Origin of the sequence: Mesorhizobium sp. M0778 (assembly GCF_040320105.1) — a bacterium.
Classification (GTDB): domain Bacteria; phylum Pseudomonadota; class Alphaproteobacteria; order Rhizobiales; family Rhizobiaceae; genus Mesorhizobium.
On record NZ_JAMYPA010000002.1, the window covers coordinates 356,156 to 380,751 of the forward strand.

Here is a 24,596-nt window from a genome sequence, read left to right on the forward strand (position 1 = left end):
TTCGTGTATGGAGCCGCGACCCCATATTGGGCGGATTGGCGGGCGATGGCGTCCGTGCGAAAGAGCGTTGGGTGCTTCGATGACGAAATGGTCGCCGAATTCGTGGAGAGCTAAGCCGATCCAGCAGGTTCCTGCCTATCTGGACCTTGTCGCGCTGAGGAACACGGAAGCCCAGCTCGCCACCTTTCCGCCGTTGGTTTTTGCAGGTGAGGCGCGCAAGCTGAAGAAGCAGCTTGCAGCCGTCGCTGCCGGGGACGCATTCCTTCTGCAGGGTGGCGATTGCGCCGAGAGCTTCGCCGAGCATGGCGCCGACAATATCCGCGACTTCTTCCGCGTCTTTTTGCAGATGTCGGTGGTACTGACCTTCGCCGGCGCGCAGCCGGTGGTGAAGGTCGGCCGTGTCGCCGGCCAGTTCGCCAAGCCGCGCTCGTCCGACAATGAGACCAAGGGCGGTGTGACGCTGCCCAGCTATCGCGGCGACATCATCAATGGCATCGAGTTCGATGCCAAGTCGCGCATTCCCGATCCTGCGCGGCAGGAGATGGCGTACCGCCAGTCGGCGGCGACGCTCAACCTGTTGCGCGCCTTCGCCCAGGGCGGCTACGCCAGCCTGGAGAACGTGCATCAATGGATGCTCGGCTTCGTGTCCGACAGCCCGCAGGGCGAGAAATACGAGTCGCTCGCCAACCGCATCACCGAGACGATGGACTTCATGAAGGCCGTCGGCATCACCTCGGAGACCAATTACGCACTGCGCGAGACCGATTTCTACACCAGCCACGAAGCGCTGCTGCTCGGTTATGAAGAGGCGCTGACCCGCGTCGATTCGACTTCGGGCGACTGGTACGCCACCTCCGGCCACATGATCTGGATCGGCGATCGCACGCGCCAACCCGACCACGCGCATGTCGAATACTGCCGTGGCATCAAGAACCCGCTCGGCCTGAAATGTGGCCCGTCGCTGACGCCGGACGGCCTGTTGCAGCTCATCGACCTGCTCAATCCGGAGAACGAGCCTGGCCGGCTGACGCTGATCGCCCGCTTCGGTTCCGATAAGGTCGCCGAACATCTGCCCAAACTGGTGCGCGCGGTGCAGAAGGAAGGCCGCAGCGTGGTGTGGTCGTCGGATCCGATGCATGGCAATACCATCGAGGCCGCCGGCTACAAGACACGGCCGTTCGACCGCATCCTGAAGGAGGTGCAGACCTTCTTCGAGGTGCATCGCGCCGAAGGCACGCATCCCGGCGGCATCCACATCGAGATGACCGGCAAAAACGTCACCGAGTGCACCGGTGGTGCCCGCGCCATCACCGCCGAAGAGCTGCAGGATCGCTACCACACCCATTGCGACCCGCGCCTCAATGCCGACCAGGCGATCGAGCTAGCCTTCCTGGTGTCCGATCTGCTCAAGAAGAGCCATCCGGTCCAGCACAAGCAGGCCGTCAACGGCTGATGCGATCTGAACTTTGATGTATTGAAAAAGCGCCGGAGAAATCCGGCGCTTTTTGTATTCAATCCGGCGGGTGTCGCATTTGCTCGTGCCTAACGCGCGCAAAACTGGAATCCTGCCAAGCGATGGCAATTGCATTGGGAGGCCGAGATGGCTGACAGTCACAGCGGATCATGCTTGTGCGGGGCAGTGCGGTTGCAGACGCGAGGACCGCTACGCGGCGTTATCTACTGCCATTGCTCGCAGTGCCGAAAGCAGAGCGGGCATTTTTATGCTGCAACCAATGTCGCCGATCGCGACATCACAATCGCCGGCGCAGAGAACGTCATCTGGTACGAGGCATCTTCGTTTGCCAGGCGCGGTTTCTGCAAGACATGCGGATCGCTGCTGTTCTGGAAACCGATGGAGGGTGGCTACGTTTCGGTCATGGCCGGCCTGTTCGACGCGCCAACCGGACTTCAAGGGGAATGTCATATCTTCGTCGGCGACAAGGGCGATTACTACGCGATCGACGATGGGCTGCCGCAGTTCGAGAAGTCGACGCCGTCGATCAAGGTAGCAGACGGCTGATTTTTGAAGAGGCCGCCTTATTCCCTTGATCCAGCCATTGCGCTATCCCCTGCCGGTGATTCCGAAGGGTTTTGGCATGCAGCGGCTGATCGACGCTTTTTACAATTCGGTGCGGGCGTTTCGCAAACTGGCCGCCGGCGAGGAGGCCTTCCAGCTGGAACTGGTCCTGCTTGTGCTTGCGCTGCCGCTCGGCTGGTTCCTTTCAGAATCGTGGCGCGGCTATGCCCTGCTGATCGGTGCGGTGCTGCTCATGATCATGATCGAAGTGCTGAACACCGGCATTGAGGCGGCATGCGACGCGTTCAGCCGCGAATTCAACATCGACATCCAGCTAGCCAAGGATTGCGGTTCGCTGGCGGTGCTGATTTCGGTGGTGATCGTCGCCGGCGTCTGGGGCGTCGCAGTCATCGAGCGCATCGTTGGGGTACCGATCTGAGGTTTCAGGCACCACATGCCGGTTAATCGAGGAGACCGATATGGCCGATACCGCCGGATTTCTGCTGCTTGAACGTGAGGGCCTGCCGGACGATCTGCGCTGGCTGGTGGAAAAATATCCGCGTGAGGACTGGCAGGCGCATGCCAACATCCACGGTATGGCCAATATGTGGCTGCAGCGGCACGACATGTTCCGCGACGTTGGCGGCATGCTCACCAACGGCATTGGCGATTATCGTGAGGGCAGGCTGAACGCGCCGGAATTCGCACGCTGGTTCGCGCCGCGCCTCAATCATTTCCTCGGCAATCTCGACGGCCACCACAATGTCGAGGACCATCACTATTTCCCGGTCTTCGCCAGGGCCGAGACTCGTCTGAAGCGCGGCTTCGAAATCCTGGATGCCGATCACCACACAATCCATGAGGGACTGGAGCGCAATGCCGAGGCGGCAAATGCCTTCATCGGCACGCTTCAGGAGAGCGAGGACAAACAGCGCTTCGCCGCCGATGTCTATGCCGACGAGAACAGCCGGCTGATCGCCATGTTGACCCGGCATCTTGCCGACGAGGAAGACCTGATCATTCCGCTGATCCTCGAGAAGGGCGACCGCGCGCTCGGCATTGATTGATGATCAGCTTTCCTTGCGAAGCTCCTTCTTGGCGAGGACGTGCGACGCCAGCCAGCCGAAGATGGCCACAACGAGACCGATGACCAGGGCGATCAGCAACCGCTCGTGGCGGGCCAGCGCCTGACCGACGATGCGCTCCGCGCCCAGCCCGAAGACATAACCGACAGTGCAGAACAGTGCCGCCCAGACTACCGACGAGATGGCGTTGAGGATGACGAAGCGCGCAGCCGCAATGCCCGACAGCCCGGCCGCGATACCACCGACCAGGCGCAGGCCATAGATGTAGCGATTCGACAGCACGAAAATGTTGGGATGAGAGGTGACAAGGCGGTAGGCGTGGCTGAAACCCGGCCGGGCTCGGAGTCCGATCACGAATTTATGGTCGGCGAAGCTCCGTCCCAGGATGAAAAAGAACGTGTCGCCACCGAAGGCGCCGAGCGCCGCCGCGAGGAAGGCCTGCCACGGGACGAAGACATGCTGATGCGCAAAGAAACCGCCAAGGATGGCGGCGCTTTCGCCCTCGGCGACGCAGCCCAGAAAAACCGCGACCAGCCCATATTGCTCAATGAGACGATGAATGGCTTCCGTCATGAAGACGTCCGCTGCTTCGACAGAATCTCGTCGATGCGCTTCACCTGCTCGGCCAGCCGGGCGATCTCGTCGCGCATGCCGATGATCTGGCTGTGGCGCAGTTCGTCGAACTTTTCATGCAACGCCATGATCTCGATCTCGGCCTTGAGATTAACCTCATAGTCGTGGGCGGCGTCGATACGATCGCGCTCGGTCTGGCGGTTCTGCGCCATCATGATCACTGGCGCCTGCAGGGCAGCAACCATGGAAAGCACGAGATTGAGGAAGATGAAAGGATAGGGATCGAAGGCGGCGCGCGACAAGAGCCAGACATTGCCTGCCGTCCACAGGATCAGGAAGCCAATGAATGTCAGGATGAAGGACCACGAACCGCCGATCCGGGCGATGGTGTCAGCCAGGCGGTCGCCAAACGTCTGGTGAAAGGCGACGGCTTTGTTGGTGTCCTTGGAGATCGTGGTGCGCTCGAGCGTTGATTGCAGCACCCGGCTTTCGAGCGCGCTGAGGCCGTCCGGCTTTCGCTTCAGCCAGCGGTTTGCCAGGTCCTCGATCGTTTTGTTCATCGTCGCCTCCGTCGTCAGCGATAGAGGTAGAAGCTGCCGGTTCATACGGGAAGTGGTAGATTGACGCGATGGGGTCAGGAAACAATGGTGGATTTTCAGAAGATTCGCGCCCGTGCGGCGAAACGCAAAGGCGGTGAGGCAGCGCTGACGTCGCTGCTGGGCCCTACGCCCGACAATGCCGCGCTGGCAAAGATTGCGGATGACCGGATCCTGTCGACCATGGCCGAACGGGTCTTTGCCGCCGGCTTCGTCTGGCGCGTCATCGAGCAGAAATGGCCAGGTTTCGAGGAAGCATTTCTTGGCTTCGAGCCGAAGCGGCTGCTGTTCCAGCCTGACGATTTCTGGCACGATCTCACCGCCGACAAGCGCATCGTGCGCAATCCGCAGAAGATCAAGTCGGTACGCGACAACGCAGCCTTCGTCGAGCGCGTGTCGAAGGAGCATGGCAGCTTCGGCAAGTTCCTCGCCGACTGGCCGGCCGGCGATCAGGTCGGGCTGATGGCTTATCTCGGCAAGCACGGGAGCCGGCTCGGCGGCAATACCGGCCAGTATTTTCTGCGCTGGCTGGAGTGGGACGCCTTCATCGTCTCGGCCGACATGGCGGCAGCGCTGCGCGACGCCGGGCTCGACATCGCGCAGAGCCCGACATCGAAGAAGGACCTAGACAAGATCCAGGTGCAGATCAACGCCTGGGCGGCGGAGACCGAGCTGCCGCGCCGACACATTTCGCGCATTCTGGCAATGTCGATCGGCGAGAACCATCCGCCGGAGGCGCTACGCGAATATATGGGCGAATAGGACCGATTGTTTGGTCCAAACGAACGCCATTGCCGGACGAATTTTGCCGCGCTAAACCCACAGGCATGATCGACAAGACCGCTCCAGACATATTGCGCATCGCCGTCGCCCAGCTCAATCCGACGGTCGGCGACGTCGCCGGCAATCTTGCCAAGGCGCGCGAGGCGAGGGCGGATGCCGCCCGCCAAGGCGCCGATCTCGTGCTGTTCACCGAGCTTTTCCTGGCCGGCTATCCGCCTGAGGATCTGGTGCTGAAGCCCGCCTTCCTGAAGGCCTGCGAGCGGGCTGCCGAGGACTTCGCCGGCGATACCGCCGATGGCGGCCCGGGCGTCATCATCGGCACGCCGCTGAAGCGCAAGACCGGCACGCACAATTCGATCATCTTTGCCGATGGCGGCAAGATCCTTGCCGAACGCTACAAGCTCGACCTGCCGAATTACGGTGAGTTCGACGAGAAGCGCGTCTTCCAGGCCGGACCCGAGATCCAGGGGCCGGTCAATTTCCGCGGCGTGCGCGTGGGGATACCGATCTGCGAAGATATCTGGGGCGCGGTTGCTGTCTGCGAGACGCTGGCCGAAAGCGGCGCGGAAATCCTGCTGGTCCCGAACGGCTCGCCCTATTACCGCGGCAAGGTCGACGTCCGCCACCAGATCGTCATCCGCCAGGTCATCGAATGCGGACTGCCGATTATCTATGCCAACCAGCTTGGCGGCCAGGACGAGCTGATCTTCGACGGCGCGTCGTTTGCCATAGGCTCTGACAAGACGCTGGCCTTCCAGATGAGCCAGTTCGAGGAGACGGTCAACGTCACCACCTGGAAGCGAAAGAATGACGTCTGGGTCTGCTCTGATGGACCGATGTCGAAAATCCCGGAGAAGGAGGAGGCCGACTATCGCGCCTGCATGTTGGGCCTGCGCGATTACGTCAACAAGAACGGCTTCAAGAATGTCGTGCTCGGCCTCTCCGGCGGCATCGATTCGGCGATCTGCGCAGCACTTGCCGTCGATGCGCTCGGCGAGGAACGGCTGCGGGCGGTGATGATGCCTTACCGCTACACCTCGAAGGACTCGCTGAAGGATGCCGAAGACTGCGCGCGCGCGCTCGGCTGCCGCTACGATATCGTGCCGATCTTCGAGCCGGTCGAGGGCTTCCTGCACACACTGACGCAGCTTTTCGAGGGCACCAAGGAAGGCATCACCGAGGAAAACCTGCAGAGCCGGGCCCGTGGCACCATCCTGATGGCGATTTCCAACAAGTTCGGCTCGATGGTGGTCACTACCGGCAACAAGAGCGAGATGTCGGTAGGCTACGCCACGCTCTATGGCGACATGAATGGCGGCTTCAACCCGATAAAGGACCTCTACAAGATGCAGGTCTATGCGCTGTCGCGCTGGCGCAACGCGCATGTGCCGCCGGGTGCGCTCGGTCCGTCCGGCGAGGTGATCCCGAATAATATCATCGACAAGGCGCCCTCGGCGGAACTGCGCGAGAACCAGACCGACCAGGATTCGCTGCCGCCCTATCCAGTGCTCGACGACATATTGGAGTGTCTGGTCGAGAACGAGATGGGTGTCGATGAGATCGTTGCGCGCGGCCATGACCGGGCGACGGTGACGCGCGTCGAGCACCTGCTTTACGTCGCCGAATACAAGCGCCGGCAGGCGGCACCCGGTGTGAAGATCACCAGGAAGAATTTTGGCCGCGACCGCCGCTATCCTATTACCAACCGGTTCAGGGATGGCGGGTAGGCGATTGGCTGCATAACGGTTTAGCCATGGCCAACTTTGAAATCAGCTTCGACCTGTCGCAGATCGACTTCCGGGCGACGTCCGACATTTTGAAGGAGAGCTATTGGGGCAGCGGCCGCAGCGATGAACTGCACCGCCGCGCCTTTGCCAACTCACTGTGCGTCGGCGCCTATGTCGGCGGCAATCAAGTCGGCTTTGGCCGGGCGATCACCGACCGTACGGTATTTGCCTATCTCGCCGACATCATTGTCTGGCCCGGGTATCGCGGGCAAGGCATCGGGACCCGGCTTGTCCAGGCGCTTATCGACCACCCGGATTGCAAGACTGTCACCCACTGGAGCCTGTCTACCAACGATGCCCACGCGGTCTACGAGAAGCTCGGCTTCAGGCCTTCCACCGACGGCCGCTATATGCGCCTCGACCGCGTCCCGGCAGCCTGAACAGAGGCAGCGCACAACCGACCGTTGTTGCAAAATCGTCTCACTGGTTGGACCAGATGCGCTTTCGACCATCTACTGACTTGGCGCGGCGTTGAGGCGTCTCTATAAACGCCTTTCCGCGATCCCCTTGGGGAGGACCGAAATGCCAGGATTTGACATCGTTATGCGAGGCCGCGAAGCCTAGGTCCCAATCGGTGAGCCCGAAGGTTCTTACCTTTGCGGCGAAGCCGAGCTGAGAACAGGCGTTCGTCGATGCCGGTCGCCGCCCGTATTCGGGCGAGCCGCCAAATGTGCCGAACCTCCGCTTTCCTTGGGTGCTAATTCGCCCGACGCGGTTTTTTCAATTTCGACCTTTCCGGGATCGGGCTCGTTTGCGCCCGAATGACATCATGGCTCGTTTTCGAATAGATTTGCGCGCGGGCGCCTTTCGCAGCGTTCTTGGTTTTACGCTCAGTCATTGGCGGCGCCAGCCGTGGCGGCTTTCGCTGATCATGGCCACATTCCTGCTGTCGACCCTGGCCGACGTGCTGACGCCGCTCTATTCCGGCCGGCTGGTCGACGCCGTTGCCAGCAGTGCCACTGCCGACGATGTCGCATGGAATGCCGCGACGGCTGCCTTTTCGATGCTGGTGGCCCTGGCGCTCACCGGTGTCGTGCTGCGCAATCTCGCCTTCATGGCCATCGTCGAACTGACCCTGAAGATGATGGCCGACATCGCCGCCGATGCCTTCCACCGCGTCCAGCGCTTCTCCACCGACTGGCACGCAAACAGCTTCGCCGGATCGACGGTGCGCAAGATAACGCGCGGCATGTGGGCGCTCGACCTGCTCAACGACACGATCCTGATCGCGCTGCTGCCGTCGGTCGTCATGCTTGTCGGCTCGACGCTGTTGCTCGGCTGGTTCTGGCCGCTGATGGGCGCGGTCGTCGCGACGGGCTCGGTGCTGTTCATCGGCGTAACGACGATGCTGTCGCTCGGCTATGTCGCCCCCGCGGCAAGGCTTGCCAATGCGTGGGATACGCGGCTTGGCGGCTCGCTGGCCGATGCGGTGAGCTGCAACGCCGTGGTCAAGGGTTTTGGCGCTGAGGAGCGCGAGGAGACACGGCTTGCCGACGTCGTCGCCAAATGGCGCGCACGCACGCGGCGCACCTGGGTGCGCGGCACCGTCAACGGCACCACGCAAGGCACGATGCTGCTGCTTTTGAGGGCAGCGGTCATCGGCTTTTCCCTGCTTTTGTGGTCGTGGGGGCAGGCGAGCGCCGGCGACGTCGCCTTCGTGCTGACCTCATTCTTCGTGCTGCAAGGCTATCTGCGTGACATCGGCACGCATATCCGCAATCTGCAGCGCTCGATCAATGACATGGAGGAACTGGTCGACTTCCAGTCCGAACCACTCGGCATCGAGGATCGGCCCGGAGCCAAGCCGATCCGGATCACCGATGGCCGTATCACCTTCGACAATGTCACGTTCCACTACGGTAGCCACCGCTTGCCGCTTTATCGGGACTTTTCGGTGGATATCGCTCCGGGCGAGCGGGTCGGGCTGGTTGGCCATTCGGGCTCCGGCAAGACCACGTTCGTCAAGCTGATCCAGCGCCTCTATGACGTGACTGCGGGCAATATCCTGATCGACGGCCAGGATATTGCCAATGTCGCGCAGGCGTCGCTGCGCGCACAGATCGCGATTGTCCAGCAGGAGCCGATCCTGTTCCACCGGTCGCTGGCTGAAAACATCGCCTATGCCCGGCCGAGCGCCACGCAGGCCGAGATCGAGCACGCGGCGCGCTTGGCCAGCGCGCATGACTTCATCGCCGATTTGCCGAAAGGCTATGGCACGTTGGTCGGCGAGCGTGGCGTAAAGCTGTCGGGCGGCGAGCGTCAGCGTGTTGCAATCGCACGCGCCTTCCTCGCCGATGCGCGCATCCTCATCCTGGACGAGGCAACGTCGAGCCTCGATTCGGAATCGGAGGTGCTGATCCAGCAGGCGATGGAGCGCTTGATGGTCGGCCGCACGACGCTGGTCATCGCCCACCGGCTGTCGACCGTGCGCGCGCTGGACAGGCTTCTGGTGTTCGATCGCGGCCGCATTGTCGAGGAGGGATCGCATGACCAACTGATCCGGCTGCAAGGCGGCATCTACCGCCGGCTGTTCGAACGTCAGGCGCTTGAGCTGACCAAAGGCCTGGTGATCTGACGGTTACGGCGCGGCGCGTCTTAATGGACGCGCGGCGCTGCCGTCTTTTCTTCGTCTTCGTCATGTTCTATGTCTGCCGCAGAGCGCGGGGGCGCGTCTTGTCAACAGCAAAACCATCCGGTACGCCCCGCTCATGACAGTTACCGTCCGTTTCGCCCCGTCACCGACCGGCCGCATCCATATCGGCAATGCGCGCACCGCTTTGTTCAACTGGCTGTTCGCCATCAAGAACAAGGGCCGCTTCATCCAGCGCTTCGACGATACCGACGTTGCCCGTTCGACGCAGGAATTTTCCGACGCCATCCTTTATGATCTGCATTGGCTGGGCATCTTCCCCGATGCCACGGAGTATCAGTCGCGGCGGGTCGAAATCTATGATGCCGCACTGGAAAGGCTGAAGGAGGCCCGCCTCGTCTATGCCTGCTATGAGACGCCTGAAGAGCTCGACCTGAGGCGCAAGGTGCGCCGCACGCGTGGCCTGCCGCCAGTCTATGGCCGCGAGGCGCTGACGCTGGCACCCGAGCAGGTCGCGGAATATGAGGCCGATGGCCGGCGGCCGCACTGGCGCTTTCTGCTGCCCAACTTCAGCAGCGATCCGCTGCAGCCGGAGCGCACCGAAATCCACTGGAACGACCTGGTGCGCGGCGAGGAGACCGTCGACCTCGCCTCGCTTTCAGATCCCGTTCTGCGGCGCGAGGACGGCACCTATCTCTACACACTGCCTTCGGTGATCGACGACATCGACATGGGCGTCAGCCATGTCATTCGTGGCGACGACCACGTCACCAATACCGGCGTCCAGATAGCCCTGTTCCGGGCGCTCAGCGCCGAGCCGCCGGTGTTCGGCCACCACAATCTTCTGACAACAGCATCAGGCGAGGGGCTTTCCAAGCGCACCGGCGCGCTGTCCATACAGAGCCTGCGTGAGAGCGGCATAGAGCCAATGGCGGTCGCTTCGCTGGCGGTACTCGTCGGTACCTCGGAAAACGTCGTGGCGGTGCCGACGATGGCTGAACTTGCCGAGCGCTTCGATCCGGCGGCAACATCGAAATCCGCCGCCAAATTCGATCCGGACGAGCTCTTCGTGCTCAACCGCACGCTGCTGCACCACATGCCCTTTTCCGAGGCGCGCGACCGGCTGATCGTGCTCGGCATCTCTGGCGAACAGGCCGAGCCTTTCTGGCTGGCGGTGCGCGGCAATCTCGACAGGCTGGCCGATGCGGCGATCTGGTGGCGCACACTTCGCGACGGTCCAGAGGAGCCGGCGGAGTTTTCCGACGATGACCGCGACTTTCTTCGCCAGGCGTTCGAACTGCTGCCGGAGGAGCCTTGGAACGGCACCGTCTGGAAAGACTGGACCGGCAAAATCCGAGCGGCGAGCGGCCGTAAGGGCAAGGCGCTGTTCATGCCGCTGAGGCTGGCGCTTACGGGACAGCCTTCGGGTCCGGAGCTTGCAGATCTGTTGCCGCTGCTGGGTCGGGAAGGAACGTTGGCCCGACGACCCTGACCTTGCGCTGTTCGGGCGGCGGCAGGGACGTCAGCGAAGGCACGGGTTTGACGGCAAGGCGTCTGATCGCCTCACGGTCGAGGCCGCCTTCCGCGTTGGCCAAGGTCTCCGGGTCGGCGCCCGGATCAGGCCTGGCAACCGGCACCGGAATGAACGGAGTGGTCTCCACGTTCGCTTCGGATCGTTCCGGGCTGGGCGGGTTGCCGGCGATGATTTCGAAATTCTGCGCGGCATTGCAGCCGCATGCCGGCGGCCGTGGCATGTCGGACTGCTTGTAGAGGTAGGCCGTCGGCAGTTCGATATAAGGCCTGCCGGTCACCGAAGACGTCATGGACGCCGAATCGCTGTTCATGCCGCGCGTGTAGAAAACCTGCATCTCGGTGCCGGGGCAGCTCGATTCGCAATTCTTCTGGTCGCGCTCGAAATCGCCGAGCGAGGCAGCATTCGACATCGGGAAGAAATAACCGTCGCAGGTCCGCACACACATGGTGCGGAATTCTCCTCGCGGCTGGCCCATGTCGGCGTTGTTGAGCAGGGTGCGGATGTTGCCCGGCTGACTTAGCTCTTCAGCCTGGCTGGGCTCTTCACGCTGGTCGGGCGCATCGGATTCACTGCCCAAAAGCTGCTCGAGCAGGTTTCCGTTGCCGTTTTCATCGCTGGCTTCGCGAACCGGTGCGGGCTTTGATGGCGCCGCTTCGTCGCGGCAGCCATTGGCGTCAAGCGAGGTCAATACGCGCGCGCGATCGCGTCGCGAACCACCGCTGTCAAGCTCAGCGCGCTTGGCCTGCAAGTCGTCGAGATTGGCAGCCATGCGATCGATGGTGGCGTCGAGTGCCGCGCATACGTTGGCGTTGCGGCGAGACAGCGAAAAGCCGCAGCCGGCGCTGCTGGATTGGCTGACGGCCTTTGAAATCTGCTGGCGCTGCCGGGCGATCGCGTCGTCATATTTCCTGAGCAAGGCCGGTTTGCCGCCGCCACCACGAGAAGCGGCAGCAAGATCGGTTTCAAGCTGGCGGCAGAGGCGGGAGGCGGCCTGCGCCTGAGTGACGGCGATGTCGCACAGTAGCAGGGCACCGAGCAGCGCGGCGGCCCGCGTCAGCTTCCAACGTGCGCCCGTCATCGCTCCGGAACTCCGCCTGTCTGCCGTTCTGAAAGCTACCGCGCTTGCGGTTAAGCGTTTGTTTAGCATATCGCTGATTCCGGCTTCAGCCCAAATCGGCGATGGCTTGCGCCTTGTGCGCGGCTTCGACCACAACCAGCGCGTCATATCGACCACGCCGCACGGCATACTCGGACATTGTCAGGACCGCGACACCCTGGCGTTGCACGAAAAAGGCGTATTCGCCCAGAAGAATGCCTGGATCCAGCAATGCCCGGAGGCTTGGCATGACCGCGATTACCCGTCGAGCCGCAGTGCAATTTGGTCTTTTGTGCCTGGCGATGCCGGTTGCCATGGCGCAGGAAAAGCCCATCACGCCGGATTGGGGCACCAAATTGGTCGAAGCCGCCCGTGAGCAGATCGGCGTCACCACGCTCTACGATCCGACCTATACACGCCTGGCCTATCCGGGCGGGGACGTTGAGCCCGAGCGGGGTGTGTGCACGGATGTCGTGATCCGTGCCTATCGCCGCGCCTTCGATCTCGATCTGCAAGAATTGGTGCATGAGGATATGCGGGCCAATTTTGCCGCCTATCCGAAGGCTTGGGGCCTGAAAGCGCCCGACCGCAACATCGACCACCGCCGTGTGCCCAATCTTGCGGTCTATTTTGAGCGGCGCGGTGCTGCCTTGCCCGTCAGCCAAGACCCCGCCGACTATCGGCCTGGGGATCTCGTCGCCCAGATGCTGCCCGGCAATCTGTCGCATATTGCCATCGTGTCGTCCAATCGCTCCACTGTGGTGCCGACAAGAGGGCTGGTCATTCACAATATCGGTGGCGGCGCCAGGGAAGAGGACACTTTGTTTGCCTTCAGGCAGACAGGGCATTTCCGGTTCGGGCCAATCTGAGAAAGCCCACGGCTAGCCCAGATCGACGATGGCTTGCGCCTTATGCGCGGCTTCGACCACGGCCAGTGCCGTCATATTGACGACGCCGCGCGAGGTGACCGACGGCGTCAATATGTGCGCCGGGCTGTCGGTGCCGAGCAGGATCGGGCCGACATGCAGCGCGTCCATCATCGTGCGCAGCGCGGTCAGCGTGATGTTCGCCGAATCGAGATTGGGGAACACCAGCAGATTGGCTTCGCCCTTCAGCCGCGAATGCGGATAGACGCGCTGGCGCAGCTGCTCCGATAGCGCCGAGTCGGCATGCATCTCGCCGTCGCATTGCAGGTCGGGCGCGATGCGCGCCAAGATCGCCGCCGCCTGCCGCATCTTCATGGCGCTTGGCGAATCGCGGGAGCCAAAATCCGAATGCGACAGCAGCGCTGCCTTGGGCTCGATGCCGAAACGCTGAATCTCCTCGGCCGCCAAAACGGTCATCTCAGCAATCTCCTCGGCGGTCGGATCGACGGAGACATGGGTGTCGGTGAGGAAAATGATGCCGCGCTGCGAAATCAGCATGGAAAGCGTCGACAGGTCGCGATCCTTGATGCCGGCGCGCGGCCCGATGATCAGCGTCACGTTGCGCAAATGACGCTCGAAACGGCCCTCAAGGCCGCAGACCATGGCGTCGGCGTCGCCGCGCTTCAGGGCAAGGGCGGCGATCACCGTATTGTCGGTGCGCACCATGGTGCGCGCCGCTTCCGTCGTCACCCCACGCCGGCCGGCAAGCTCGATCAAAAGGTCGACATAGTGGCGGTAACGCGGATCGTCTTCCGGGTTGATCAAGCCGAAATCGACGCCCGGCTTGATGCGCAGCCCGTAGCGCTTCAGCCGCACCTCGATGACATGCGGGCGGCCGATCAGGATCGGTTCGGCAATGCCTTCCTCGAGCACGACTTGCGCGGCGCGAAGTACGCGCTCGTCCTCGCCATCGGCATAGATGACGCGCTTGGCGCTCGACGTCTTGGCCATCGAGAATACCGGCTTCATGACCAGGCCGGAGCGGAAGACGAAGCGGTTCAGCTTGTCGACATAGGCGACGAAATCGGTGATCGGCCGGGTCGCGACGCCGCTCTCGCAGGCTGCCTTGGCGACGGCAGGGGCAATGCGCAGGATCAGTCGCGGGTCGAAAGGTGAGGGGATCAGGAACTCCGGGCCGAAGATCGGCGTCTCGCCGGAATAGGCGCGCGCGGCAACGTCGGACGGCTCTTCGCGGGCAAGCGCTGCAATCGCTCGCACCGCGGCCATCTTCATCTCTTCGTTGATGGCGCTTGCGCCGCAATCCAGCGCGCCACGGAAGATGTAAGGAAAACAGAGTACGTTATTGACTTGATTGGGGAAATCGGAGCGGCCCGTGCAGATCATCGCGTCGGGCCGTGCTGCCCGTGCCGCTTCCGGCATGATCTCGGGATTGGGATTGGCCAGCGCCAGGATCAGCGGCTTGGGCGCCAGGTGGTGAAGCAATTCCGGCTTCAGCACGCCGGCGGCAGACAGGCCGAGAAACACGTCGGCGCCGGGCAGAACGTCGGCCAGCGTACGCGCCTCGGTGTCCTTCACATAGGGGTCTTTCCAGCGGTCCATCTCCTCGACGCGGCCCTTATGGGCGACCCCGAACCGGTCGGTGACCCAGATGTTTTCGACCCGCGCGCCGAGCGAGACCAGAAGGTTGAGGCAGGCAAGAGCGGCAGCGCCGGCGCCCGACGTGACGATCTTGATGTCGGAGATGGACTTGCCGGCGAATTCCAGCCCATTGAGCACGGCGGCGGCGACGATGATGGCGGTGCCGTGCTGGTCGTCATGGAAGACCGGTATGCCCATGCGCGCTTTCAACTGCTCCTCGACCTCGAAGCATTCGGGCGCCTTGATGTCTTCCAGGTTGATGCCGCCGAAGGTCGGTTCCAGCGCCGAGATCGTCTCGACCATGCGCTCGATGCCCAGTGCATCGATCTCGATGTCGAAGACATCGATGCCGGCGAACTTCTTGAACAGCACCGCCTTGCCTTCCATCACCGGCTTGGAGGCGAGCGGTCCGATATTGCCGAGGCCCAGCACCGCCGAACCGTTGGTGACGACGCCAACAAGATTGGCGCGGGCTGTATAGTCTGCGGCAGTTGCCGGATCGTCGCGGATTTCAAGGCAGGGGGCGGCGACCCCGGGCGAATAGGCAAGCGCCAGGTCGCGCTGATTGCCGAGCGGCTTCGTCGCCTGGATTTCAAGCTTTCCGGGCCGGGGGTGCTTGTGGAAGTAGAGCGCTGCTTCGTCCAGGTCGGATCGCGCCGCCTTCTTGCTTTCGCCTGTCATGACGGCCGCCTCCCTGCGATCCTGCCTTGAAGCCTTTTAACATGCAGAATTGGTTTTTCACGATGCCAAATGACGCAACCGCCATTTTGCCTTGCGAAACGAGTAAAATCGATTTGTTTCAGTTAGTTGTGCTAAAATCCTGCCGCGCTATTCAGGTCTTTTCCTCTCCGCTGTTCAGAACGCGCTGACGTAGAGGCCGCCGTCGACCGGTATGTTCTGTCCGGTCAGGTAACCGGCGTGAACCGAGCACAGGAAGGCGCAGATCTGGCCGAATTCCTCCGGCGTGCCGAGTCGCTTGGCCGGAACGTTGGCCGCGGCCTTGGCTTTGCGCGCGGCGGCGGCGGCCGGGTCTTCGGGTGTGCCGGCCTCATGCGGGCCGCGCAGCCGGTCGGTATCGAGTTTTCCCGGCAGCATGTTGTTGATCGTCACATTGCGGTCGATCACCGTCCGCGCGACGCCTGCCAGGAACGACGTGAGGCCAGCGCGGGCTCCGGACGACAGGTCGAGGCCGGGGATAGGAACATAGACCGACAGCGAGGTGATGTTGACGATGCGGCCGAAGCCGCGCGCCGCCATGCCGTCGATCACGGCCTGAACCAGCTCGACAGGGGTCACCATGTTCTGGGTGACGCCTTCGAGGATCTTTTCCCGATCGAGCGCACGGAAATCGCGAAGCGGCGGACCGCCATTGTTGTTGACGAGGATGTCGGGATCGGGGCAGGCGGCAAGCAGCGCCTTCTGGACGTCGGGTTTGGATACGTCGCCGACGATCTCGGTCACGCTGACGCCGAATTTCTCGCGCAGTTCGGCGGCGGTTTTGGCCAGCACGTCGGCGTTGCGGCCGTTGACGACCAGATCGCAGCCTGCCTCTGCCAGCGCCATGGCGCAACCGCGTCCCAGCCCCTTGCTCGAGGCGCAGACGATGGCCTTCTTGCCGCGAATGCCGAGATCCATGGTGATTTTCTCCTCTGATTGCCGCGGCAACCTACCCGTATGGCTGGACCAATCGCAACCGTCATACGGTTGTTGCATGAATCGGGGCATAGCCTCACGCGAAAGCAACGGTGACAAATGATGTCTGGCGCAGAGCCCCGCACTTTCCGCAGCATGTTCATCTCCGACGTCCATCTCGGATCGAAGGCGGCGAAGGCCGAGTTCCTGATCGATTTCCTGCGCCATCACGATGCCGATATCATCTATCTCGTCGGCGATATCGTCGACGGCTGGCGCTTGAGACGGAGCTGGCACTGGCCGCAGAGCCACAATGACGTGGTCCAGAAATTGCTGCGCAAGGCGCGCAAGGGCGCCAGCATCACCTACATCGCCGGCAACCATGACGAGTTCGCGCGGCAGTTTCAAGGTGTGCATTTCGGCGGCATTGTCGTCGCCGATCGCGCCGTCCACGAGACCGCCGATGGCAAACGCCTTCTTGTCATCCATGGCGACCAGTTCGACACCGTCGTCCACAATGCGCGCTGGCTGGCCTATCTAGGCGACTATGCCTATGACGCGGCGATGCTGGTCAATCGCGTCATCACGCGCCTGCGCCAAGTGCTCGGCCTGCCTTACTGGTCGTTCTCGTCCTGGGCCAAGGTCAAGGTCAAGAAGGCGGTGAATTTCATCGGCTCGTTCCAGACCGTGCTGAGCGAGGAGGCGCGCCGCTCGCATGTCGACGGCGTGATCTGCGGGCACATCCACCATGCGGCGATCGAAAGCTACGAGGACGTGCAGTACATCAACACCGGCGATTGGGTGGAGAGCTGCACGGCGGTGGTCGAGCATTTTGACGGCCGGATGGAGATACTGCATTGGGCGCATGTCCTGCCGGAGACTCCGGTCGGCAGCGAGGTGCTCGTGCCGATCGACATCAAGGGCAGGGCAGTCCAGGCGGCTTGACCAAACCCGGCCTCACCTCGCTTTAATCGGTTAGTCCAGCGGTTTCATCCACTTTTTCGCCGTGTTATGCAGCGGCTGGTGTGGTGGGCCGACCCGGCTGAATGCCGTGCCGACGGATCGCCTGTTAATGTCCTCGCTGCCGCCGCTTTCGCCCGAACAGCTCGTCAAGCCACGCCATTTCGAACTGCGCATGAGCTTGATCTTCTTCACGCTCTTCGTTCCGCTCGGAACGCATGTGCCCTATTTCCCGCTGTGGCTGCAGGCGAAGGGGTTCCATGCCGAGCAGATAGCCGTGATCCTCGCTGCGCCGATGTTCCTGCGCGTGGCGACGACGCCTTTTCTTACCGCTCTGGCAGACAAAGCGAGCGACCGCGCCAATGTCTATGTCGCGCTGGTCGCCGCATCGCTGATCCTGTCGGCCGGTTACTTCCTGCCGCCGACCTACGCAATGGTACTTGCCGTGTCATTGGCGCTGACGGTCGTCTGGACGCCGCATTCGCCGATTGCCGATTCGCTCGCCCTTTCAGGTGTTCGCCGCTTCGGCTCGAACTACGCCGGCATGCGCAAATGGGGCTCGATCTCCTATCTCTGCGCCAATCTCGCCGGCGGTTTCATCCTGTCGGCGAGCGGTGCCCAGGCTGTCCCAGTGATCATCTTCGTGTCGTTATGCGCCGCGCTAGCCGCCGGACTGATTGCGCCGCGCCTCGGCCGTCCGCGCCGCGCCTCGCCGCTTTCAGCCGCCGACATCCAGCAATCGGCACCGAAACTCCTCAACCGGTACTTCCTCTACTTTTCGACCGGCGTCGGCATCATCACCGCCAGCCACGCATTTCTCTACGGCTTCGTGTCGATATACTGGAAGTCGATCGGCATCAGCGATTCGGTTGTCGGGCTGCTGTGGGGGTGGGGCGTCGTCGCCGAGATATGCATGTTCGTCGTCTTCACCCGGGCTTTCGCCTCCTTCTCGGTCGTCTCGATCATGCTGATTGCCGGGATAGGCGCGATCGTGCGCTGGATTGCCTTCCCCCTGATCTGGCCGCTCGGGCTTGGCGTTGGCGGGTTCTTCGCGATCCAGACACTGCACGCCGTCTCGGTGGCGCTGGTGCTGATCGGCCTGCAAAAGATGATCGGTGAGACAATCGCGGAAGAACGCACCGGGGCGGCGCAAGGCATCGCCTATTTCTCCAACGGCTTCTTCATGGCGGTGGCAACGCTGATTTCAGGTCCTCTTTACGATCGCTTCGGCGCGAATGGCTTCTTTGCGATGATCCCCATCGCCCTGACGGGCCTGGCGCTGATCGGGCTTGCCGCGCGTTCAGCCCCACAGCGCTGGCTCGGGCGGTGACACCAGCGAACCTTGGTAGACGAGACCTGGAACGCGGTCGCAGGCTAGCAGCAACGGACCGTCGAGATCGACGAAATCGGCATCCTGCGCCAACAGCACGGCCGGCGCCATCGCAAGCGATGTGCCGACCATGCAGCCGACCATGACGCCAAGACCCAGTTCGCGGGCGCGGTCGCGAAGCACGAGTGCTGCGGTCAGGCCACCCGATTTGTCGAGCTTGATGTTGATGGCGTCGTAGAGGCCGACAAGCGCGTCGAGGTCCTTCGCCTCGTGCACGCTTTCGTCGGCGCAGATCGGCACCGGATGCGCGATGTGGCGAAGAATACCGTCATGTCCCGCCCGCAGCGGCTGTTCGATCAAGGCGATACCGTGCTCGGCGGCAAAGGCGAGGTTTGCGACGATATTGTCGTCATTCCAGCCCTCATTGGCGTCGAGAATGATTCGGCTGTCGGGTGCCGCCGCCGTCACTGCACGGATGCGGGCGATGTCGTTGTCGGCGCCGATCTTGACCTTGAGCAGCGGGCGCTGGGCGTTGGCGCGGGCTTGCGCCGCCATCGCCTCGGGCTCGGCGAGCGACAGTGTGTACGCCGTCTCAAGCGCCCGTAACGGAACGGTTCGTATCATATGCGCCACCGGTGTTCCGCTGATCTTCGATTCCAGGTCCCAGAGCGCGCAATCGATGGCATTGCGTGCCGCACCCGCAGGCATGGCACCGAGCAGGGCGGTGCGGCTGATGCCGCCCGCGATCTCACCGCGCATCGCCTCGATCGCGTCGCGCACATCCTCCACGGTCTCGCCATAGCGCTTGTAAGGGACACATTCGCCGCGCCCGGTATGGCCGTCTTCGCTGATGGCGCAGGAAATCACCTCAGCCTCGGTCTTCGAGCCGCGCGAAATGGTGAAGGTCCCGGCAATAGGAAAGCGCTCGGCCTCGACCGAAATGACACGCGCCATATTTTTCTGCTCCGGCTGTGCAACAAGGAGGATATCGGCAAATCGACAGGTCGGCCCCGTCAGGCTAAACAGGACGCCATGTTGACCATCCGCAAACGCGACGCAAGCGGCCCTGCCAAGGAGCCCGACCACCAGCCGCGCATCGCGATCGGCGAGGAGGGCGGCGTTCTCGGCTGCGCTTTCTCGGGAAGCTGGACGACACGCACCGTGGGGCTGGTCGATGCCGAGATGCGCAAGATCGAGCAGCGCAGCGGCTTCAAGACGCTGGCGCTCGACCTCTCACAAATCGAGAAGATGGACACTGCCGGAGCATGGCTGATCGACCGCCTGGTCAGCAGCTTCGAAAAGAAGGGCGTCGAGATCACGATGCAGGGGCAGAGCGAGATCGCCTCGATCCTGCTTGGCGCCGTCGGGGACGCCGTTCGACGCGAGCCCGAATCAGGTCCGGCAAAGCCGCCCAACTTCATCATTCGCGGGCTCGAGGCGGTTGGCCGGCGCGTTTATGAGATGCGCGACGATTTCCTGGCCGCAATGAACATCCTCGGCGCCACGATACGCGGCTCGCAGATGAAGCTTGGCCGCGGCCATGCCGTCAACATGGCGGCGATCTTCAACCAGATCGATCGCATGGGCGTTGGCGCCATACCGGTGGTTGTGCTGATGTCGGCCATTGTCGGTGCGATCGTCGCCCAGCAAGGCGCCTATCAGCTCAGCTATTTCGGCGCCGATATCTTCGTCGTCGACCTGGTCGGCGTGCTGATCCTGCGCGAGCTCGGCGTGCTGATGACGGCGATCATGATCGCCGGCCGCTCCGGTAGCGCGATCACCGCCGAGATCGGCTCGATGAAGATGCGCGAGGAGGTCGATGCGCTGAAAGTGATCGGCCTCAATCCAATCGGCGTGCTGGTGTTTCCGCGGCTGGTCGCGCTGGTCGTCGCGCTACCTTGCCTGACGATCATCGCCAACTTTGCCGCGCTGGGCGGCGGCATTTTGGCTGCATGGCTCTACTCCGATATTGCACCGGCAGCGTTCATTGACCGGCTGCGTGTCGCAATCGACCTCAGCACCATCTTTGCCGGCCTGATCAAGGCGCCTTTCATGGCCATGATCATCGGCATAATTGCCTCGGTCGAGGGCATGAAGGTTGGCGGCAGCGCCGAATCGCTTGGCCAGCATGTGACCGCCTCAGTGGTGAAGTCGATCTTCGTGGTCATTATCCTCGATGGGCTTTTCGCCATGTTCTATGCAGCGATCGAGTTCTGACATGGCGCTGCCGGGCACAAACACGACCAAGGTGGCGGAGAAAGCCAAAGAGGACGAGATCGTGCTGTCGGCGCACGACGTCACGGTGTCGTTCGCCGACCAAGTCGTTCTCGACAAATTGTCGCTCGACATCTGGCGCGGGGAGATTCTCGGCTTCGTCGGTGCCTCCGGTGCCGGCAAATCTGTTCTCTTGCGCACCATCCTTGGCCTGACGCGCAAGCAATCGGGAACAATCAAACTGTTCGGCGTCGACGTCGAGAAGGCAAGCGAAAGGGAGCGCCTTCGCATCGACATGCGGCTTGGCGTGCTGTTCCAGCACGGCGCGCTTTTTTCGGCGCTGACCGTCCTCGAAAACGCCCAGGTGCCGATGCGCGAATATCTCGATTTGCCGAAGAAGCTGATGGACGAACTGGCCATGCTCAAGGTCGAGCTGGTCGGACTGCCGCCGGACGCGGCGCAGAAATTCCCTTCCGAGCTTTCCGGCGGCATGATCAAGCGTGCTGCGCTGGCGCGCGCTCTGGCGCTCGACCCGGATATCGTCTTCCTCGACGAACCGACTTCCGGCCTTGACCCGATCAGCGCGGCTGAGTTCGACGAATTGGTCGTCAAGCTGCGCGATACGATGGATTTGACCGTGTATATGGTCACGCACGATCTCGACACGCTGTTTACCGCGTGCGACCGCGTGGCGGTGCTTGGCAAAAAGAAAGTGCTGGTCGAGGGCACGATCGACGACATGCTCAGGAGCGAGGAACCCTGGGTAAAATCCTATTTCCGCGGAAAACGCGCCCGGCAACTTGATCTTGCGGCGCGCGCATAGCCATAAGTGAGCAATGGAAACCAGGGCCAACTACGTCATTGTCGGCATTTTCACGCTGGCCGCCATCCTCGCGGCTTTCGCTTTCGTCTATTGGACGGCGGCGATCGGCGACAAGGGTGAGACGACCATATTGCGCGTGCGCATTCCAGGGTCGGCTTCGGGACTCGGCCGTGGCAGCTTCGTACTGTTCAACGGCGTCAAGGTCGGCGACGTGCGCCGTGTCTATATCGACGTCGACAATCCGACCGCTGCCATCGCCGACACCGAAATAGACCGCAATACGCCGATCACCAAGTCGACGCAGGCCGATATCGGGCTTGCCGGCCTCACCGGGCAGGCCAATATCGAGCTCAAGGGCGCCGACCCCAAGGAGCCAAAACTCCTCGACGAGGCGGAAAAGGAAGGCCGTGTCGCTGAGATCGTTGCCAACCCGTCGGCGGTCACCAATCTGCTGCAGACGGCGCAGAACATCTTCACCCGCGCCGACAAGGTCCTTTCGGAGCTCGAAGGCTTCACCAAGGACGTTCGCGGGCCGCTGACGCAGACGGTCAACAATGTCCAGACCTTCTCCGATGCACTGGCCAGGAATTCGGACGGGGTCGACAAGTTCCTGGCCAGCGTCAGCTCGCTGGCGGACGAATTGAAGGGTGTTTCGGGCAAGCTCGACGGCACTCTGAAGGCGGCGGAAGGGCTACTCAACGCCGTCGACAAGGACCAGATCAAGAGCATCGTCGCCAATGTCGACACGGTCACTTCCAACCTCAAGGAAACCAGCAAGCAGTTCGACACGGTCATCAAGAACGTCGACACTGCGGTCGGCTCGATCAACGACTTCGCCCAGAAGACGCAAGGCACGCTGGCCAAGGTCGACGGCGTTCTCGACGGCATCGATCCGGCTGAGGTTCGCACCGCGCTGGCCAACATCCAGAAGGCCAGCGAAAACGCCAACGAGGCTGCCGCCGACATCGCCAAGGTGACCAACAAGTTCGCCAACCGAGCCGACGACATCGATGAAACCATCAAAGACGCGCACCAGCTCGCAGGACGCCTCAACGATGCCTCGGTGCGAGTCGACGGTATTCTTGCCAAGGTCGACAAACTGCTCGGCTCCGGCCAGGCCGACGGCGTCATGGCCGACGCGAGAGCGACGCTGAAATCGTTCAAGCAGGTCGCCGACACGCTGAACGCCCGTCTCGGTACCATCACCGACAATCTGGCGCGATTCTCGGGACAGGGGCTGCAAAACGTCGAAGCGCTGGTCCAGGACAGCCGTCGTTCGATCACCCGCATCGAGGAGGCGGTAACCGATCTGAGCCGCAACCCGCAGCGGATCCTGTCCGGCGGCGAGGGCGAGGTCCGGCAGTTCGACGGCAGGGTGCGCCGTTGACTTCGGCCTCCGCCCACAGCAAGAACATAGCTTGCAGATACGCGTTGTTTCCACGATCCGGGGGGGATCGCGTTTGAAGTCGATCAGTTCAGGCAGCATCAGATCGAGTGGGTTGAAGAGCGGGGCGGTGTTGCTGGCGCTTGCGCTTGCAAGCTGCGCGGCCTTGCCTGGCGGCGGACCGGCACCGCTGGACACGTTCGAGCTTTCGGCGCCGTCGCTGGAAGCGCGTGCCCACAGCCGTCGCCAGATCCTCATCGCCCAGCCGTCGGCGCTCAAGGCGCTGGACAGCCAGAACATCGTCATCAAGCCATCGCCGCGATCGATCCAGTATCTCAAGGGCGCGCAATGGGCCGACCGGCTGCCGATGATCGTACAAGCGCGGCTGGCAGAGACGTTCCAGCGCTCGGGCAGCTTCACCGGCGTCGGTAAGCCGGGCGAGGGGCTGGCAATCGACTATCAGGTGATCGTCGAGATCCGCTCGTTCGAGGTGCGTGTCGATGGCGGCCAACATGCCGAGGTCGAGCTGTTCGTGCGCCTGTTGAACGACCGCAACGGCGAAGTGCGCGCTTCGAAGACGTTTAGCGCCATCGCGCCCGTTTCGGGCAGCGGCAACCAGGCCTATGTCGGCGCGCTCGACGCGGCGTTCGGTGATGCGGCCGGGCAAATCGTCCGCTGGACGGACACTGTGATCTGACGCGGCCGGAACTGCCGGGCGCAGCTAGGATCAAACTCAATCATCTGACTGCCCCAATGGCCGAGATGGGTGGTAGGTTGCCGTTCGGCTCATCTGCCAGGACGAGCACGTTGCGCCAAAGAAGGCGAAGGCGTTGTGCGTCGGCTAGCGAGCTTCGTAACAGTTGCTCAACCGGACACGACAAGTGCCGACGGTCCAATTGATCGCTGATGGTAATCCGTCCTGGCCATGCTAAAATTTAACGTCCCCGACGTCGCCAAATCGGGGAATTGCGACCAGTTGACGACGCGGGAGGTCGACGGACAAACCACGAACAGACCACAGGGAGGAAGCAATGTTTCGGACACTAATTCATCTTGCATTCTTGACAGCGTCAATTGTTGCCCTGCCATCTTACGCGGCCATGGCCGACGACACACAGATTGCGCGCGGCGAATATCTGGCTACGATTGCCGGCTGCAGCGACTGCCACACACCCGGTTACTTCTTCGGGAAGCCCGACATGTCGCGCTTTCTTGGCGGTTCAGATGTGGGCTTCGAGATTCCTGGTCTTGGTGTCTTTGTCGCCCGCAATATCACGCCTGACAAGGAGACCGGTATCGGAAGCTGGACCCCGGAGCAGATCGTCACCGCGATCCAGACCGGCGAACGGCCGGACGGCCGTATGCTGGCGCCGATCATGCCTTGGCGCGATTTTGCGCATCTCACCGCGGATGACGCCATGGCTATCGCGGCATTCCTCCAAAGTGTGAAGCCGGTCAGCCATCAGGTTCCCGGCCCGTTCAAACCCGGGGAAACGGTGTCGGCTTTCATGATGCGGATTATGCCGCCGGGGGAAGCCGCAGCCGCTGCAACGAAGTAGGGCGGGATAGTGTCCTGAAGGTTCTGCAAAAAGTTTTGGAGAGAGAACGGCGCTTGCTCTGAAGGGCGAGCGGCCATGGCACGGTGGTGACGTTGCAATCACCGATTC

General features: G+C 62.4%; 24 protein-coding genes. 17 read left to right on the top strand and 7 right to left on the bottom strand.

The genetic code is table 11. The features are described 5' to 3' along the window. The first annotated feature begins 79 nt into the window (after positions 1–79). The 4 genes from NKI22_RS05460 (at position 80) to NKI22_RS05475 (ending at position 3,084) form a co-directional block, all read left to right on the top strand. Positions 80–1,453: a class II 3-deoxy-7-phosphoheptulonate synthase gene (locus NKI22_RS05460; RefSeq protein ID WP_352814533.1), complete on the top strand. Its 1,374-nt coding sequence runs from the start codon at positions 80–82 to the stop codon at positions 1,451–1,453. 147 nt (positions 1,454–1,600) lie between these two features. Next, positions 1,601–2,020, top strand: coding sequence for a GFA family protein (locus NKI22_RS05465; protein WP_352958268.1), 420 nt, complete (start codon positions 1,601–1,603; stop codon positions 2,018–2,020). 76 nt (positions 2,021–2,096) lie between these two features. Further along, positions 2,097–2,456: a diacylglycerol kinase gene (locus NKI22_RS05470; protein WP_023720089.1), complete on the top strand. Its 360-nt coding sequence runs from the start codon at positions 2,097–2,099 to the stop codon at positions 2,454–2,456. Between the two features lie 40 nt (positions 2,457–2,496). Beyond that, positions 2,497–3,084, top strand: coding sequence for a hemerythrin domain-containing protein (locus NKI22_RS05475; protein ID WP_352814531.1), 588 nt, complete (start codon positions 2,497–2,499; stop codon positions 3,082–3,084). Between the two features lie 3 nt (positions 3,085–3,087). Here the strand turns inward: NKI22_RS05475 and NKI22_RS05480 are convergent, their stop codons facing one another. Beyond that, positions 3,088–3,675: a DedA family protein gene (locus NKI22_RS05480; RefSeq protein WP_352814529.1), complete on the bottom strand. Its 588-nt coding sequence runs from the start codon at positions 3,673–3,675 to the stop codon at positions 3,088–3,090. Next, a complete protein-coding gene (locus NKI22_RS05485; RefSeq protein ID WP_352814527.1) occupies positions 3,672–4,235 on the bottom strand; it encodes a DUF1003 domain-containing protein in 564 nt (187 codons plus the stop codon). Before NKI22_RS05485 ends, NKI22_RS05480 begins: the two co-directional genes overlap by 4 nt. An 84-nt stretch (positions 4,236–4,319) precedes the next feature. On the opposite strand from NKI22_RS05485, the gene NKI22_RS05490 reads away from it, so the two are divergent. The 5 genes from NKI22_RS05490 (at position 4,320) to gltX (ending at position 10,923) form a co-directional block, all read left to right on the top strand. After that, the gene (locus tag NKI22_RS05490) at positions 4,320–5,033 is read left to right on the top strand and encodes a DNA-3-methyladenine glycosylase I (RefSeq protein ID WP_023720085.1); all 714 of its coding nucleotides are present in this window, start codon (positions 4,320–4,322) and stop codon (positions 5,031–5,033) included. Positions 5,034–5,098: 65 nt separating this feature from the next. After that, positions 5,099–6,781 carry an NAD+ synthase gene (locus NKI22_RS05495; RefSeq protein WP_352642699.1) on the top strand — a complete coding sequence of 561 codons (1,683 nt, stop codon included), beginning with the start codon at positions 5,099–5,101 and terminating at the stop codon, positions 6,779–6,781. A gap of 26 nt (positions 6,782–6,807) precedes the next feature. Continuing rightward, positions 6,808–7,221, top strand: a complete 414-nt coding sequence (locus NKI22_RS05500) for a GNAT family N-acetyltransferase (RefSeq protein ID WP_352482216.1) — start codon at positions 6,808–6,810, stop codon at positions 7,219–7,221. Between the two features lie 389 nt (positions 7,222–7,610). Continuing rightward, positions 7,611–9,416 (top strand): ABC transporter ATP-binding protein, encoded by a 1,806-nt coding sequence (locus tag NKI22_RS05505; protein ID WP_352814525.1) that lies wholly within the window; start codon positions 7,611–7,613, stop codon positions 9,414–9,416. A 133-nt stretch (positions 9,417–9,549) separates the two neighbouring features. Continuing rightward, entirely contained in the window at positions 9,550–10,923 is a 1,374-nt protein-coding gene (gene gltX / locus NKI22_RS05510) for a glutamate--tRNA ligase (RefSeq protein WP_352482218.1), read from the top strand. On the opposite strand, the gene NKI22_RS05515 is transcribed toward gltX, so the two are convergent. Continuing rightward, on the bottom strand, positions 10,841–12,043 hold the full coding sequence (locus NKI22_RS05515; RefSeq protein WP_352851705.1) for a DUF2865 domain-containing protein: 1,203 nt from the start codon (positions 12,041–12,043) through the stop codon (positions 10,841–10,843). The two genes, gltX and NKI22_RS05515, sit on opposite strands and share 83 nt — an antisense overlap. Before the next feature lie 85 nt (positions 12,044–12,128). After that, a complete protein-coding gene (locus NKI22_RS05520) occupies positions 12,129–12,311 on the bottom strand; it encodes a hypothetical protein (protein ID WP_023720079.1) in 183 nt (60 codons plus the stop codon). Between NKI22_RS05520 and NKI22_RS05525 the strand changes: the two genes are divergently transcribed. Next, positions 12,310–12,930, top strand: coding sequence for a DUF1287 domain-containing protein (locus NKI22_RS05525; RefSeq protein WP_051409694.1), 621 nt, complete (start codon positions 12,310–12,312; stop codon positions 12,928–12,930). The genes NKI22_RS05520 and NKI22_RS05525 overlap by 2 nt on opposite strands. 12 nt (positions 12,931–12,942) lie before the next feature. On the opposite strand, the gene NKI22_RS05530 is transcribed toward NKI22_RS05525, so the two are convergent. Next, on the bottom strand, positions 12,943–15,267 hold the full coding sequence (locus tag NKI22_RS05530) for an NADP-dependent malic enzyme (RefSeq protein ID WP_352958270.1): 2,325 nt from the start codon (positions 15,265–15,267) through the stop codon (positions 12,943–12,945). A 174-nt stretch (positions 15,268–15,441) separates the two neighbouring features. Then, entirely contained in the window at positions 15,442–16,221 is a 780-nt protein-coding gene (locus NKI22_RS05535; protein ID WP_023720073.1) for an SDR family oxidoreductase, read from the bottom strand. Between the two features lie 153 nt (positions 16,222–16,374). Between NKI22_RS05535 and NKI22_RS05540 the strand changes: the two genes are divergently transcribed. Both NKI22_RS05540 and NKI22_RS05545 read left to right on the top strand, forming a co-directional pair. After that, complete coding sequence (locus NKI22_RS05540) at positions 16,375–17,163, top strand: UDP-2,3-diacylglucosamine diphosphatase (protein WP_502896861.1); 789 nt, start codon at positions 16,375–16,377, stop codon at positions 17,161–17,163. Between the two features lie 127 nt (positions 17,164–17,290). After that, the gene (locus NKI22_RS05545; RefSeq protein WP_352494568.1) at positions 17,291–18,508 is read left to right on the top strand and encodes an MFS transporter; all 1,218 of its coding nucleotides are present in this window, start codon (positions 17,291–17,293) and stop codon (positions 18,506–18,508) included. Here the strand turns inward: NKI22_RS05545 and dgcA are convergent. Beyond that, the gene (gene dgcA / locus NKI22_RS05550; protein WP_352814520.1) at positions 18,479–19,462 is read right to left on the bottom strand and encodes an N-acetyl-D-Glu racemase DgcA; all 984 of its coding nucleotides are present in this window, start codon (positions 19,460–19,462) and stop codon (positions 18,479–18,481) included. The two genes, NKI22_RS05545 and dgcA, sit on opposite strands and share 30 nt — an antisense overlap. 78 nt (positions 19,463–19,540) lie before the next feature. On the opposite strand from dgcA, the gene NKI22_RS05555 reads away from it, so the two are divergent. The 5 genes from NKI22_RS05555 (at position 19,541) to NKI22_RS05575 (ending at position 24,488) form a co-directional block, all read left to right on the top strand. Continuing rightward, positions 19,541–20,725, top strand: coding sequence for an ABC transporter permease (locus NKI22_RS05555; protein ID WP_352814518.1), 1,185 nt, complete (start codon positions 19,541–19,543; stop codon positions 20,723–20,725). A 1-nt stretch (position 20,726) separates the two neighbouring features. After that, a complete protein-coding gene (locus tag NKI22_RS05560) occupies positions 20,727–21,545 on the top strand; it encodes an ABC transporter ATP-binding protein (protein WP_352958273.1) in 819 nt (272 codons plus the stop codon). Between the two features lie 13 nt (positions 21,546–21,558). Next, positions 21,559–22,932 (top strand): MlaD family protein, encoded by a 1,374-nt coding sequence (locus tag NKI22_RS05565; RefSeq protein ID WP_023720067.1) that lies wholly within the window; start codon positions 21,559–21,561, stop codon positions 22,930–22,932. 73 nt (positions 22,933–23,005) lie between these two features. Continuing rightward, positions 23,006–23,626: an ABC-type transport auxiliary lipoprotein family protein gene (locus NKI22_RS05570; RefSeq protein ID WP_502896293.1), complete on the top strand. Its 621-nt coding sequence runs from the start codon at positions 23,006–23,008 to the stop codon at positions 23,624–23,626. A 334-nt stretch (positions 23,627–23,960) separates the two neighbouring features. Beyond that, complete coding sequence (locus NKI22_RS05575) at positions 23,961–24,488, top strand: c-type cytochrome (protein ID WP_502895844.1); 528 nt, start codon at positions 23,961–23,963, stop codon at positions 24,486–24,488. Positions 24,489–24,596 lie beyond the last annotated feature (108 nt).

Excerpts from the sequence above, each read along its gene's own strand:
- NKI22_RS05460 (WP_352814533.1), top strand. The coding sequence starts at position 80 with ATGACGAAATGGTCGCCGAATTCGTGGAGAGCTAAGCCGATCCAGCAG.
- dgcA (WP_352814520.1), bottom strand. The coding sequence starts at position 19,462 with ATGGCGCGTGTCATTTCGGTCGAGGCCGAGCGCTTTCCTATTGCCGGG.
- NKI22_RS05535 (WP_023720073.1), bottom strand. The coding sequence starts at position 16,221 with ATGGATCTCGGCATTCGCGGCAAGAAGGCCATCGTCTGCGCCTCGAGC.
- NKI22_RS05520 (WP_023720079.1), bottom strand. The coding sequence starts at position 12,311 with ATGCCAAGCCTCCGGGCATTGCTGGATCCAGGCATTCTTCTGGGCGAA.
- NKI22_RS05525 (WP_051409694.1), top strand. The coding sequence starts at position 12,310 with ATGACCGCGATTACCCGTCGAGCCGCAGTGCAATTTGGTCTTTTGTGC.
- NKI22_RS05515 (WP_352851705.1), bottom strand. The coding sequence starts at position 12,043 with ATGACGGGCGCACGTTGGAAGCTGACGCGGGCCGCCGCGCTGCTCGGT.
- NKI22_RS05475 (WP_352814531.1), top strand. The coding sequence starts at position 2,497 with ATGGCCGATACCGCCGGATTTCTGCTGCTTGAACGTGAGGGCCTGCCG.
- NKI22_RS05540 (WP_502896861.1), top strand. The coding sequence starts at position 16,375 with ATGTTCATCTCCGACGTCCATCTCGGATCGAAGGCGGCGAAGGCCGAG.
- NKI22_RS05530 (WP_352958270.1), bottom strand. The coding sequence starts at position 15,267 with ATGACAGGCGAAAGCAAGAAGGCGGCGCGATCCGACCTGGACGAAGCA.
- gltX (WP_352482218.1), top strand. The coding sequence starts at position 9,550 with ATGACAGTTACCGTCCGTTTCGCCCCGTCACCGACCGGCCGCATCCAT.
- NKI22_RS05470 (WP_023720089.1), top strand. The coding sequence starts at position 2,097 with ATGCAGCGGCTGATCGACGCTTTTTACAATTCGGTGCGGGCGTTTCGC.
- NKI22_RS05555 (WP_352814518.1), top strand. The coding sequence starts at position 19,541 with ATGTTGACCATCCGCAAACGCGACGCAAGCGGCCCTGCCAAGGAGCCC.
- NKI22_RS05565 (WP_023720067.1), top strand. The coding sequence starts at position 21,559 with ATGGAAACCAGGGCCAACTACGTCATTGTCGGCATTTTCACGCTGGCC.
- NKI22_RS05560 (WP_352958273.1), top strand. The coding sequence starts at position 20,727 with ATGGCGCTGCCGGGCACAAACACGACCAAGGTGGCGGAGAAAGCCAAA.
- NKI22_RS05500 (WP_352482216.1), top strand. The coding sequence starts at position 6,808 with ATGGCCAACTTTGAAATCAGCTTCGACCTGTCGCAGATCGACTTCCGG.
- NKI22_RS05495 (WP_352642699.1), top strand. The coding sequence starts at position 5,099 with ATGATCGACAAGACCGCTCCAGACATATTGCGCATCGCCGTCGCCCAG.
- NKI22_RS05575 (WP_502895844.1), top strand. The coding sequence starts at position 23,961 with ATGTTTCGGACACTAATTCATCTTGCATTCTTGACAGCGTCAATTGTT.
- NKI22_RS05480 (WP_352814529.1), bottom strand. The coding sequence starts at position 3,675 with ATGACGGAAGCCATTCATCGTCTCATTGAGCAATATGGGCTGGTCGCG.
- NKI22_RS05545 (WP_352494568.1), top strand. The coding sequence starts at position 17,291 with ATGTCCTCGCTGCCGCCGCTTTCGCCCGAACAGCTCGTCAAGCCACGC.
- NKI22_RS05490 (WP_023720085.1), top strand. The coding sequence starts at position 4,320 with ATGGTGGATTTTCAGAAGATTCGCGCCCGTGCGGCGAAACGCAAAGGC.
- NKI22_RS05505 (WP_352814525.1), top strand. The coding sequence starts at position 7,611 with ATGGCTCGTTTTCGAATAGATTTGCGCGCGGGCGCCTTTCGCAGCGTT.
- NKI22_RS05485 (WP_352814527.1), bottom strand. The coding sequence starts at position 4,235 with ATGAACAAAACGATCGAGGACCTGGCAAACCGCTGGCTGAAGCGAAAG.
- NKI22_RS05465 (WP_352958268.1), top strand. The coding sequence starts at position 1,601 with ATGGCTGACAGTCACAGCGGATCATGCTTGTGCGGGGCAGTGCGGTTG.